This is a genomic window from Nocardia sp. NBC_00511 (assembly GCF_045161165.1).
GTDB lineage: Bacteria > Actinomycetota > Actinomycetes > Mycobacteriales > Mycobacteriaceae > Nocardia.
In genome coordinates, this window is sequence record NZ_CP107849.1 from 3,002,369 (window position 1) to 3,014,945 (window position 12,577).

The 12,577-nt window shown below is 67.2% G+C and carries 10 protein-coding genes; 5 read left to right on the forward strand and 5 right to left on the reverse strand.

The features are described from left to right. Positions 1 to 12 precede the first annotated feature (12 nt). Entirely contained in the window at positions 13 to 906 is an 894-nt protein-coding gene (locus OG300_RS14260; protein ID WP_405496002.1) for a PAC2 family protein, read from the forward strand. A gap of 154 nt (positions 907 to 1,060) precedes the next feature. On the opposite strand, the gene OG300_RS14265 is transcribed toward OG300_RS14260, so the two are convergent. Then, positions 1,061 to 1,366 (reverse strand): hypothetical protein, encoded by a 306-nt coding sequence (locus OG300_RS14265; protein ID WP_405496004.1) that lies wholly within the window; start codon positions 1,364 to 1,366, stop codon positions 1,061 to 1,063. Between the two features lie 245 nt (positions 1,367 to 1,611). Here OG300_RS14265 and OG300_RS14270 point away from each other — a divergent pair, with 245 nt between their 5' ends. Then, positions 1,612 to 2,751: an XRE family transcriptional regulator gene (locus OG300_RS14270; protein ID WP_405496006.1), complete on the forward strand. Its 1,140-nt coding sequence runs from the start codon at positions 1,612 to 1,614 to the stop codon at positions 2,749 to 2,751. Positions 2,752 to 2,770: 19 nt separating this feature from the next. Beyond that, the gene (locus OG300_RS14275; protein ID WP_405496008.1) at positions 2,771 to 3,568 is read left to right on the forward strand and encodes a DUF2127 domain-containing protein; all 798 of its coding nucleotides are present in this window, start codon (positions 2,771 to 2,773) and stop codon (positions 3,566 to 3,568) included. Positions 3,569 to 3,636: 68 nt separating this feature from the next. Here the strand turns inward: OG300_RS14275 and OG300_RS14280 are convergent, their stop codons facing one another. Further along, positions 3,637 to 5,712, reverse strand: a complete 2,076-nt coding sequence (locus tag OG300_RS14280; RefSeq protein ID WP_405496010.1) for an alkyl/aryl-sulfatase — start codon at positions 5,710 to 5,712, stop codon at positions 3,637 to 3,639. A 195-nt stretch (positions 5,713 to 5,907) separates the two neighbouring features. Here OG300_RS14280 and OG300_RS14285 point away from each other — a divergent pair, with 195 nt between their 5' ends. Both OG300_RS14285 and OG300_RS14290 read left to right on the forward strand, forming a co-directional pair. Beyond that, entirely contained in the window at positions 5,908 to 6,537 is a 630-nt protein-coding gene (locus OG300_RS14285; protein WP_405496012.1) for a TetR/AcrR family transcriptional regulator, read from the forward strand. 198 nt (positions 6,538 to 6,735) lie between these two features. Continuing rightward, positions 6,736 to 9,357 carry a LuxR C-terminal-related transcriptional regulator gene (locus tag OG300_RS14290; protein ID WP_405496014.1) on the forward strand — a complete coding sequence of 874 codons (2,622 nt, stop codon included), beginning with the start codon at positions 6,736 to 6,738 and terminating at the stop codon, positions 9,355 to 9,357. Between the two features lie 465 nt (positions 9,358 to 9,822). Here OG300_RS14290 and OG300_RS14295 read toward each other — a convergent pair whose 3' ends face one another. From OG300_RS14295 to OG300_RS14305, 3 genes are read right to left on the reverse strand one after another with little or no spacing between them, the layout of a single operon-like run. After that, positions 9,823 to 11,724, reverse strand: a complete 1,902-nt coding sequence (locus OG300_RS14295; protein WP_405496016.1) for an alkyl/aryl-sulfatase — start codon at positions 11,722 to 11,724, stop codon at positions 9,823 to 9,825. A gap of 2 nt (positions 11,725 to 11,726) precedes the next feature. After that, a complete protein-coding gene (locus OG300_RS14300) occupies positions 11,727 to 12,101 on the reverse strand; it encodes a DUF202 domain-containing protein (protein ID WP_405496018.1) in 375 nt (124 codons plus the stop codon). Continuing rightward, the gene (locus OG300_RS14305; RefSeq protein WP_405496020.1) at positions 12,098 to 12,490 is read right to left on the reverse strand and encodes a YidH family protein; all 393 of its coding nucleotides are present in this window, start codon (positions 12,488 to 12,490) and stop codon (positions 12,098 to 12,100) included. Before OG300_RS14305 ends, OG300_RS14300 begins: the two co-directional genes overlap by 4 nt. Positions 12,491 to 12,577: the final 87 nt, after the last annotated feature.

The following is a 12,577-nucleotide window of genomic DNA, read 5'->3' on the forward strand; positions in this document are numbered from 1 at the left end:
TAGGCTGACCGGGTGAACGCCAGTGAATCCCCGGTGCCACCCGAATCGGACCTGCCTACGCTGCGGGATCCGGTGCTCGTGGCCGCCTTCGAAGGCTGGAACGATGCCGCCGACGCCGCCAGTGGGGCGGTCGAGCATCTGGAACTGATCTGGGACGCGCAGCCGCTGGCCGAGCTCGATTCCGAGGACTACTACGACTATCAGGTCAACCGCCCGACGGTGCGCCAGGTGGATGGAGTGACCCGGGAGATCGCGTGGCCCTCGGCCATGCTGTCGGTCTGCTCGCCGCCCGGCAGCGACCGGGACGTGGTGCTGTTGCGCGGGGTCGAGCCGAACATGCGCTGGCGCAGTTTCTGCAACGACATCCTGGAATTCGTCGAGCAGCTCGGCGTGACGACGGTGGTGATCCTCGGCGCTTTACTGGCCGATACCCCGCATACGCGTCCGGTTCCGGTGACAGGTACCGCATACAACAAGGAAGCCGCCGAGCGCTTCAATCTCGAGCAGACCCGCTACGAGGGACCGACCGGTATTACCGGGGTGCTCCAGGATGCCTGTGTGCGAGCGGGTGTTCCGGCCATTTCGTTCTGGGCGGCGGTGCCGCACTACGTCTCTCAGCCGCCGAACCCGAAGGCCATCATCGCGCTGCTGCACCGGGTCGAGGACGTGCTCGATGTGGAGGTCCCCCTCGGTGCGCTGCCCGAGCAGTCCGAGGAGTGGGAGGGCGCGGTCAACGAAATGACCGCGGGCGATGAGGAAATCGCGGAGTATGTCCGTTCCCTCGAGGAGCGCGGCGATGCCGAGGTCGACCTGAACGACGCCATGGCGAAGATCGACGGCGATGCCATCGCCGCCGAATTCGAGAAGTATCTGCGCCGGCGCGGCCGGGGCGGATTCGGCCTCTAGCGGATTTCGCCTGTAGCACTGTCACTTTCGGGAGGAATGTCCCGAATTGTCCCGAAAACCTTGTCGCACCTGCGTTCACGAACGCAGGTGCGACAACTGTTTCCGGGCAGCCACAGTGCCTATCGAGGTAGCCAGCAGGCGGGCTACCTCGGTGCTAGTGGTCGACCGTCCAGACTTGCGCGGACGCTTCGTGCACCAGCTTGGCGATGAGCAGATCACGCGGGATCGTCTGCCCGGCAAGATGATCGAGCGACGGGACCACCACATGGTGGGCATCGGCACGCTTGAGTTCGGCGGTCAGCTCCGCGAATGCGGTGCCGTCGCCGGGAGTCGATTCATGGAACGTGGCCGCGAAGCACAGACCGGCGGACTGAGCGAGGCCGCACATGGCGTTCTCCAGCTCTTCGCTACGACCGTCGGTCAGATCATCACGCACGTACCCATAGATCAACGCTTCCACCCGAACCTCCGTTGGATTGGGGACCGCTGTCTTGAAGTGTGCCCGGTCACCAGCATGGCGTTCTCGCGAATGCAATTGCAGATGTCAACCCACTGACATCCAGATGCCCTATCCGGGTCCATCCGGCGTTAACTGGTGAGATACTACAGAGCGTGTCCGCCGCTGACGATCGACCTGTCTGGGCTGTCCGAATGCGAGCCGAACGTGACGCTCGGGGGTGGTCTCAAGCCGACGCGGTTCGGGCCATGCGGTCCAAATCGAGCCACAATCTCCCCACCGACAGCACTCTGCTGCGCAACTGGCGGCGCTGGGAATCCGGTGAGTCCCGCCCCGACGATTTCTACGCCCCGATCATCGCGGCGGCATTCGACACCGTCACGGCCGCTTTCTTTCCCAAGGCGCGGCCCAATCGGGACGACGAAATGCTTTCCGCCACCGGCATGGACACCCTCGAGTTCATCGGACGGCTTCGTATGTCGGATGTTTCGGCCGCGACACTGGACGCCATTCGGATCACCGCCGACCGTCTGTGTTCGGAGTATCCGTGTGCCGACCCGCACGAATTGCATGCCGAGGGCACCGCGTGGCTGCGCCGCATCACCTCGCTGCTGGACGGCCGTCTGACTCTGGGACAGCACCGGGAGGTCCTGGTTTTGGCGGGATGGGTTGCCCTACTGGTCGGTTGCGTTGATTACGACCTCGGCTGGCGCACCGCCGCCGAGGCCACCCGCCGCGCCGCACTGTCCCTCGGCCACGAGGCCGACCACCCCGAAATCATCGGGTGGGGAGCCGAAATGGCCGCTTGGTTCGCCTTGACCCAGGCCAACTACCGTGGCGCCATCGACGCCGCCGAGGCCGCCCACGCCACCACCGACCGGCTCGGCGTCGGCGTCCAGCTCGCCGCCCAGCGCGCCAAGGCCTGGGCCCGGCTCGGCGACCGCCACCAGGTGGAAATCGCGCTCGCCCAGGGCCGTTCGATCCTCGACACCATCGAGCACCCGGCCAACCTGGACAACCACTTCGTGGTCGACCCGGGCAAATTCGACTTCTACGCCATGGACTGCTGCCGTGCCGCGGGCGACGACCGGCTCGCGGAAAGCTATGCCCGCCAGGTGATAGCGGCCGCCACCCGCCCCGACGGCAGCATCCGCAAACCCATGCGGGTCTCCGAGGCGCATCTGACCCTGGCGGTGGTCGCGGTGCGCGATCGCAATCTGGAGCTCGCAGTCGACGAGGGTATGCGGGCCTTCGCCGGTAAGCGCCGCTCGCTGCCCTCGCTCATGTGGGTGGCCGGGGAGGCCGCCCGCGAAATGATCGAGCGCTACCCGGGCGATCCGCGGACCCGGAGCTATCTCGACCAGTTGCGCGCGCTCGCGGCGGGCTGAAAAGGATACGCTCCAGCGCATGGACTTCAGTCTGTGGACCTGCGCTGCCCGAGGGCACGAGACCTACGCCCCGACCGAGCCCGAGCTCGCGGCACGCCTCCACGTCGCCACCCCGGCCGGAGAATCCTGGCGCTGCCTGCGCTGCGGCGACTTCGTGCCCGGCGAACCACGGCGCACCGGACCGGCCGACGACGCCCCCGAGGTGCCGCGCGGCCGCCTACTGCGCGACCGCGTCATCATGCGGCTGCTGGCCGCCGAGCGGGTCATCCGCGGCATCGTGTTCATCCTGCTGGGCGCGGGCGCGCTGAAACTGCGCAGCGCCCAGGGTGATTGGAAGCAGAACTGGGACAAGGACCTGCCGCTGATCCGGCAGCTGGCCGATCAGCTGGGCTGGAATCCCGATCACTCGAAGATCATTCACACCATCGACAAGGCGTTCACGCTCTCGCCGAATGTGCTGACCTGGATCGCGGTCGGCCTGTTCGCCTACGCCGCAATCGAATTGATCGAGGCGGTGGGCCTGTGGCTGGTCAAGCGCTGGGGTGAGTACTTCGCCGTCATCGCGACCTCGATCTTCCTGCCCCTGGAGATCTACGAGCTCACCGAGAAGGTGACGGTGTTGCGGGTGGGCGCGCTGCTGGTCAACCTGGTCGCGGTGATCTGGCTGCTGTGGAGCAAGCGGCTGTTCGGCATCAATGGCGGTGCGGCGAAGTACCACGAGGAGCACCACTCCGAGAGCCTGATGACCGTCGAGCGATCCGCGGTGGCCGCCCAGTCCGAACAGCAGACCGAGCGGATCACCCGCCGCGCACGCTGACGGCGATGGGTCGTCGCGGCGTGACGGGAGGGGGGACATCGTCACGCCGCGACGGCTGGGTCAACATCTCACGGTGTGACGATGTTGAAGTTCGGGTCCGGCTTGTCCATCACGGTCTTCAGCTGCGCCAGCTTGGTCGGATCGCCACTGACTTTGATTGCGCCGGACTGGATTTCCTTCACGATGTCCTTCGCGCCGGTCATGGTGGCGATCAGCTCCAGTCGCGAGAGCGTGAAGGTGGCGTCGGGCGCTTGGCCCTTGAAGTCCGCGGGCACCACGTAGTGGATGAGCACACCGTTGCGTAGCTCGGTGCGGTAGGTCCGGTTCTGGTCGCTGATGACCCAGTCGTTGACCAGGTGCAGATCCCACGCCTTGGGCCCGTTGATCAGGAAGGCCGCCGAGTCGAAGACCTGATCGACGCTCAGGGCGCTGATCATGCTGGCGGAGTTGGCCTTCGTGGGCGTACCGAAGGTCCCGTTGCGCAGCTCGTAGGCCCCGGAGAGGTAGAAGTTGCGCCAGGTGCCGTTCTCGGAACCGTAGCCCAGCTGCTCGAAGGCGCTGGCCTGCAACATCTTCGCCTTCTGATTGTCGGGCTCGGCGAAGATCAGGTAGTTGAGAACCTGTACGCACCAACGGTAGTCACCGTCGGAGTAGGCCTTGCGCGCGACCTTCAGCACCCCGTTCGCACCGCCCATGGCGTCCACGTGCCGCTTGCCGGACTCGACCGGGGGATGCTCCCACAGATGCGCCGGGTTGCCGTCGAACCAGCCCATGTAGCGCTGGTAGATGGCCTTCACGTCGTGACTGACCGAGCCGTAGTAGCCGTGGTTGTACCACTTCTGCTCGATGGTGGGCGGCATCTGGATGATCTCCGCGATCTCGATGCCGGTGTAGCCCTGATTGAGCATGCGCAGCGTCTGATCGTGCAGGTAGGCGTACGTATCCCGTTGCAGCGACAACCATTCGGTGAGTTTGTCGCCGCCCCAGGTCGGCCAGTGGTGCGAGGCGAACGCCACATCCGAGATGCCCGCGAACATATTGATGGTCTCGGTCAGATACTGCGACCAGACGTGCGCGTCCCGCACCAGCGCCCCGCGCAGGGTGAGCAGGTTGTGCAGCGTGTGAGTCGCATTCTCCGCCATGCACATCGCCCGGAAGTCCGGGAAGTAGAAGTTCATCTCCGAGGGCGCCTCGGTGCCCGGCGTGATCTGGAAGATCACCCGCACGCCGTCGACGACCTCCTCCTGCCCGGTGTGGGTGACGTCCTTGTTGGGCGGGATCAGGCTGATGGTGCCGACCGAGGTGGTCATGCCCAGACCGGCGCCGACCTGGCCCTTCTCACCACGCGGCAGTTGCGCGCCGTACATGTAGGCCGAGCGCCGCGCCATGGCGGTGCCCGCGAAGATGTTCTCCTCGACCGCGTGCTCCATGAACCCCTGCGGCGCGATCACCGGAATCCGCCCGGAGGCAGCGTCTTCGGTGGTGATGACGCCCATCGCGCCGCCGAAGTGATCGACGTGCGAGTGGGTGTAGATCATGCCGGTGACCGGCCTGTCCCCGCGGTGCGCGCGATACAGCGCGAGCCCCGCCTCGGCGGTCTCGACCGAGATCAGCGGATCGATGACGACGATGCCGGTCTTACCCTCGATGATGGTCATGTTCGACAGATCCAGGCCGCGGATCTGGTAGATGCCCGGAACCACTTCGTAGAGGCCCTGTTTCACCACCAGCTGCCCCTGCCGCCACAGCGAGGGGTTGACCGAGTTCGGGCAGGTGCCCGACAGGAAGCCGTAGGACTCGTCGTCCCACACCACATTTCCTTTGTCGTCCTTCACCACGCCCGGTTCGAGTTTCGCGATGAAACCCCGGTCGGTGTCGGCGAAGTCCTGGGTGTCGGAGAAGGGCAGCGCGGAGCGCACCTGCCGCTGCTGATCGACGATCTGTGCGCTGGGGTCGGCCTGCGCCTTGGTGGTCTCCTCGGCCTCGGTCCCCGAGGAGGTGTCCGAATCGCAGCCCGCGACCGCCGCACCCACACCGACCGCCGCCAGCGCGACAGCGCCGACTCCGAACACTCCGCGTCGCGACACCGTGAATCCGCCGGGCTTGCGGTCGTCCCCGTGGTTGGTGAGGTCCTCGTCGGTCATCAGCGCTCTCCTGTCTCCATACGGTTGACATGACCGGCAGCGCGTTGCGGATGGTTAGCCATCGCGTCGCTGCCTAGTGGAACACACTTAATCACTATTGCAGTCTCACTGCAATATACTGATCGGGTGACCTCACCCACCCAGCCCCGGAGCCCGCGCGCACACGCCGCGGCTCGATGTGATCGGATTCCTCTCATGAGCGAGGGCAGAGTCATCGGCGCGGGCACCGCCACCGGCGACGGCAAGAGCGGCGCTCCCCGGCGACGACGCAATCCCGAGCAGACCCACCGGGCCATCATCGAGGGCCTGCTCTCAGCGGTGCACGAGGGCGATTTCGACCCGACCACCCGCACCATCGCCGAGCGCGCGGGCGTGTCCGAGCGCAGCATCTTCGTGCACTTCCCCACCCGCATCGCCCTGCTCACCGCCGCGGTCGATCAGCAGTCCGCCCAGGTCGAGACGCTGATCGCCGACGTCGATCCGCAGCTGCCCCTCGATGAGCGCATCGACGCGGTGGTGCGCCAGGGCGAGGCGATCTTCACCCTGCAACGCGAACCGCGCGTGCTGGGCCTGGTCGAATCGCTGCGCACGCCCCCGGTCGACGAGCGAATGCGATTGACCGACAAGCGCATTCGCGACGGCCTGAGTCAGGTGTTCGCGGCCGAGCTGGCCCGCGACGAAGGCGACCACCTGCTCGACATGATCGACGCCACCGCGGGCTGGCCCTACCGCCATCACCTGGTGGACCGCCGCGGCATGTCCGCGAGCGCCGCCTCCGAGGCGGTCCGCCGGGCCCTGAGCGCCATCCTGACGCTGCCGCACTGACGCGGCGCACGACGACGTCGCGAGCTCTCACCCTCGCGAATCGGGCACTGCCCCAGTGGCTCCCGCGCGTCCGAACCCGGTCCGCCGCAGCCCTCGCGGATGACTCGACTGCCCGAAATGCACCTTTTCCAGATTAGTTGCCGCTACGTTGCTGCAGTCGGCTGTCGCACAGCCGCAGTTTTCGACGCAGGAGGATCGATGAGCACCGCGGGACAGCACGACTTCCCGTCCGCAGGACCGGACCGCTCGACGACACCGGAGCAGACCCCACTCGTATTTCCCACGCTGCACCGCGAGCGGCTACTGCGTCACCTGGACGAGGCCGCGCACCGCGGAGGCGTGATCCTGCTGTCGGCCCCGGCCGGAAGCGGCAAATCCGTACTGCTGAACGACTGGACCGACCGGCTGCGTTCCACCGATCCCGCCCTCCGCGTCGCCCGGCTCGTACCGGGCGATCCAGTTGCCGCACAGCACTCTTGGACCGCGCTGCGCCACGACCTCGGACTGCCGCCCGCCACCGGAAGCCGTCCCGCCGCTCGGCTGCTCGACGACCTGGCCGCGAGCACCGCCCGCACGATGCTCGTGCTCGAGGATGCGCACCGCATCACCGACCCCGGTTCGCTCGCCGAACTCGACCATCTGGTCCGGCACGCGCCGCCCACGCTGACCGTGGTGATCTCCACCCGCAAGGACCTGCCGCCGCAGTGGCACGACCTCGAAATGCGCGGGCGGATGCGACGTTTCGGGCCACGCGAACTCGCGCTGACCCCCGCCGAGGTCCGCGAGGTCTGCGCCCAGCACGGCTGTCGCCTCGACGCCCGCCAGCTGGCGACGGTAACGGCGCTGACTCAGGGCTGGCCCGCACTGGTGCGGATGGCGGGCCGCGCCCTGGCCGAATATCCGGACGATCACACCACCGGCCTGGCGGTGCTGGCGTTGCCACCGCATCCGGTATCCGTCTTCCTCTCCACCGAAGTACTCGCCGATCTGCCCGCGCCACAGCGTCGATTCCTCACGCGCACCGCCGTTCCGGACGCCTTCACCGAACAGCTCGCCGATCAGCTCATCGGCCGTCCGGCCCGGCCGTTCCTCGACGAGCTGGACCGCCACCACATCCCACTCGCCCGCGAGTCCCGCGACGGCGCACTGTGGTTCACCCATCACCCGCAGCTGCTGGCCTGCCTGCGCACCGAGGCCCGCCGCCTCGACGAGACCGCGCTCACCGTGCTGCGACTGACCACGGCACGCTGGTGCACCGCCGTGGGCCGCCCACTCGCTGCCCTCCCCCACCTGCTCGACGTTCCCGGCCCGGGTCCCAGGCGAATGTTCCTGCGCGACAACGCGCTCGGCCTGGTACTGGACGGCTCCGGACCGGCCCTGTTCGCGCAGCTCGATCGGGCCGATCCGATGCTCGCCGTCGACCCCTACATCCGGCTGCTACGCGCACTCGATGCCCTGTCGCGGGAAGAAAACAGCACAGCCACCGCCTATCTCGCTCTCGCCGAACAGCATTCACCACACGGAGTGCCCGAACCCAGCTCCTGTGTGCCCGCGGACTGGTTGCGCACCATGCGCCGCGCGGTGTCGGTGGAGCTGGCGGTGCACACCGGCGGCCGGCTCGACCAGTCGGGTCCGGTCGAAAACTCCACTCCGACCGGCAATCCGGATATCGACGCCTACGCGGCCGTGCAGGACGCCATGCTGCTGCTCATGCGGGGTGCGAGCGCGGACGGTGAGCAGCGACTGCATCGCGCGTCGACGCTGGCCGAACCCGCCCGCCACGCCCGGCTCGCGCTGCGCTCGACGGTCCGGCTCGCCGTGGTGTCGGCGGTGGAGGGCCGGGTGGCAGCCATGCGCGAACGCGCGCAACGCGCCCTCGACATCGCCGCCGAACACCGACTGCTCGACTCGCACGACGCGCTGCAGGCGGTCGTCATGACCGCGCTGGCCGCCCGAATGCAGGGCGACGACAAGGGTATTCAGTTCTTCGCCACCGAGCTGGCCGGGTATGCCCGGCGCGGGAAATTCGGCCCGGACAGTCACGAACATGTGGTGACCCAGCTGCTCGCCTTCGATACCGCCACGGATCGGTACGCGGCCGCGCAGGGTCTGCGGCACAGCATGTCGATGCTGCTGCATCGTTCGCATCCGCCGCTCATCCAGGGACTGCTGGTGCAGGCCGTGTGGACGCTGCTGCGGATTCCGGACAGCCGCCCCGCCGCTCACCTGATCGAGGAGGCCAGGCAGGTGGCGGGCGACCTCGCCGCGGTGACACTGTGCGAGGCGGCACTGGCGCAGGCGGTGAACAAGGCGCGCTCGGCACTGGTGTTGACCGGTCCGCTGCTCGTGCCGGCGGCCGGGCTCAATCCGATGATGACGGTGCTGGCCCGACTACTCGAGGCGACCTCCCATGCGGCCCTGGGCAATTCGCTCAAGGCCTACGAGGCGATGGCGACCGCCCTGTCCTGCGCGGAACCCGAGCACCTGATCCGCCCCTTCGTCGAGGTGCCCGCCGCATTGGACCTGCTCGCCACCTTCAGCGGTCGTTTCGGCCACGACGACGCCTTCGCCGACCGAATCCGCCTGCACCCGGCGGCACGGCGCGAACGCGAGTGCGCCACCGCCCATCCGGGGCTGACCACCACGGAACTCACGGTGCTCAAACAACTTCCGTCCGGCCGCACCACCCAGCAGATCGCCGACGATCTGGGCGTCTCCATCAACACCGTGAAGACCCACATGCGGGGCATCTACGGCAAATTGGGGACCAGCACCCGCACCGAGGCGCTCGATCAGGCACGACGCACCGGCCTGCTCTGACGATCCGAACCCGCCCTGCCGACACGAAAAAGGGCCGGTGCGACGGGATGAGGGTCCGTCACACCGGCCCGCCCGCCTCGATCACCACCGGGCAGGGCGGATCGAGGCGGGGACTCGGGATATCGCTACGCGCTGCCCCAGGACTGCAGGATGTAGGTCACCTGCGCGGTGATCGAGGTGATCGTCTCGGCCAGATCCAGGGTGGCCGAGCCGAGGTTGATCAGCGGGAAATTCATTCGAGCTCCACTCCATTTTCGGACTTCTTCGGCGACTTCCAAGCTATCGAGCCGGTCGACGCCTGCAATCACCCGAAACGGGTGAGATGCGAATCGGTCCATGGAATCAGGCAATTACCTGGCTATGCTCAGCCGCGCCTGGACGAGTTCACCGCGGCCTGATGTAGGTGGTCGCGAAAAGCGCTGGGCCCGGCCGATTTCCGGCCGGGCCCAGCGTCGTCAGGGGTGGTTAGGGGGTGACGATGTCGAAGTTCATGTCCGGCTCGTCGAACAGCGTGGTCAACTTCGCGAAAGCCTGTACGTCACCGTCGATCGAGATCTTTCCGGCCTGCGCGGCGGCCTTCAAATCCTGACCACCCAGCAGTACCCCGATCATGGCGGGCCGGGTCAGGGTGAAGGTGACGTCCGCGGGCGGCAGCTTGTCGCCGTCGCGACGGTCGTAGTGCACCAGCAGTCCGTTGCGCAATTCCAGCCGGTGCACCCGGTTCTCGTCGGTGAAATGCCAATCGCTGACGGCCTTCTCGTGCCACGCCTTGGGTCCGTCGATCCGCAGCGACAGCGCGTCGAAGACCTGGTCGACGGTCAGCGCCGCCACCATGCTCGGGGATCCGGCCACGACCTGCGGTGGGAACTTACCGTTGCGCAGCTCGTAGGCGCCGGAGAGGAAGAAGTTGCGCCACGGCGCGTTCTCCGCGCCGAAGGCCAGCTGTTCGAAGGCGTCGGCCTGAAGTTCCTTGGCGGCCTTGTTGTCCGGGTCCGCGAAGATCACATAGTTGACCACCTGCACCACCCAGCGGTAGTCGCCGCGATCGAAATACTCCCGCGCCCGCCGCAGCACCTCGTCGGCGCCGCCCATGAATTCCACGTGCCGCTTGGCGCCCTCGACCGGCGGATGCTCCCACAGGTGTGCCGGGTTGCCGTCGAACCAGCCCATGTAGCGCTGGTAGATGGCCTTCACATTGTGGCTGACCGACCCGTAGTACCCGTGCGTGTGCCAGACCTCGGTGAGCGCCGGCGGCAGCTCGATCATCTCGGCGATCTCGGCGCCGACGTAGCCCTGGTTCAACCGGCGCAGGGTCTGGTCGTGCAGGTAGCCGTACAGATCCCGTTGCAGCTCCAGGTATTCCACCAGGGTCTCGGTGCCCCAGGTGGGCCAGTGGTGGGAGGCGAAGACCACGTCGGACTCGCGCCCGTAGAGCAGGATCGACTCGGTGAGGTAGCTCGCCCACACGTGCGGGTCGCGTACCAGCGCGCCGCGCAGGGTCAGCAGATTGTGCAGGGTGTGCGTGGAGTTCTCGGCCATGCACAGCGCGCGATGGTCCGGGAAGTGGAAGTTCATCTCCGAGGGCGCCTCGGTGCCGGGGGTGATCTGGAAGACGATGCGCACCCCGTCGACCGTCTCCTCCTGCCCGGTGTGGGTGACATCGAGAGTCGGTGCGATCAAGGTGATCTCACCGAGCGAGGTGGTCTGGCCCAGGCCCGCACCGATCTGGCCCTTGGGGCCGCGCGGCAGTTCGGCGCCGTACATGTACAGGGCGCGCCTGCCCATCGCGGTTCCGGCGTAGACGTTCTCGGCGACCGCGTGCTCGAGGAATCCGGCGGGCGCGATCACCGGGACTCGGCCGGACTCGGCGTCTTCGACGGTGATCACACCCATGGCCCCACCGAAATGGTCGCCGTGCGAATGGGTGTAGATCAGCCCGGTCACCGGCTTGCGGCCGCGATGCGCGAAGTACAGCTCCAACCCGGCCGCGGCGGTCTCCTTCGAGATCAGCGGGTCGATGACGATCACACCGGTCTCGCCCTCGATGATCGTCATATTGGACAGGTCCAGGCCACGGATCTGGTAGATGCCCGAGGTCACCTCGTAGAGCCCCTGCCTGATGACCAGCCCGCACTGCCGCCACAGGCTGGGGTGCACCGAGGACGGGCAGCTGCCCTGCAGGAAGCTGTAGGAGTCGTTGTCCCAGACCACCTTTCCGGCCGCGTTCTTCACCACACCGGGTTCCAGCGCCGCGATGAAGCCCCGGTCGACGGCCTCCTGATCGGCGGTGTCGGCGAACGGCAGCTCCTTGGCGGCGCGCTCGTTCTGCTCGATGATGAACTTGCTCGGTTCGGTTACCGCACTCACTGTCAACCTCCTGTTGCCGCCGGGAGCTCCGACGTATTCGGGAATGTGTTCAGGGTCGAGAAGATTTGGTGCCCAACGGGATCCGTGCAGCCGATGACGAAGGCCACCACGGTCACCACCAGCACGGCGACCGTCGTCACCACCACCACCGGGCCGTGCCCCCAATTGCCGTGGTGCAGCGAATGATTGCGCCGGAAGCTGATCCCGGCGATGAACAGCAGCACGATCGCGCCGACGGCCGGGGCGATGGCCGCCTGATGCCAGCCGCTGGTGGCCGCGTGATTGACGAACAGCGCCGCGGTGCCCATGGCGGCCAGTGCGGTGCGTCGCCAGGCCAGCGCGGTGCGCTCGGCGGGATAGGTGGGCGGCGCGGTCACGGCCACACCGTCGCGACGGCCGCGAATACCGAGACGACCGCGATACCGGCCGCGAGCACCGGCACCAATATGGTGTTGCGCAGCGGTTCACCCTTGCCCATCCGCTCTTCGACGTCACGCCAGTGCGTGTACGCGCCCGCCGCCAGCAGGATCGCCAGCACGATGCAGCTCAGCGACAGGGTGCGCCGCACTCCAGCGTGATGGAAAGGCTGGACCAGGGTGTGCACGGCGACACCGGCGGCCAGCAGGCCGAGTGCGGTACGAATCCACGCCAGGAAGGTCCGCTCATTGGCGAGGGTGAAGCGGTAGTCGAGCGGGACGGGCTCCGGTTCGCCACCGGATCCGCCCGCTGTGTCGCTGTCCTGGCCGTGGTCGACCACTGTCACCACCTGTCCGGTTCCGCCATTGCGTTCCGCTTACAGCAAATGATCAGCAATGGCGATCATTGCATGGATCGGAGCGCAGTGGTGGACATC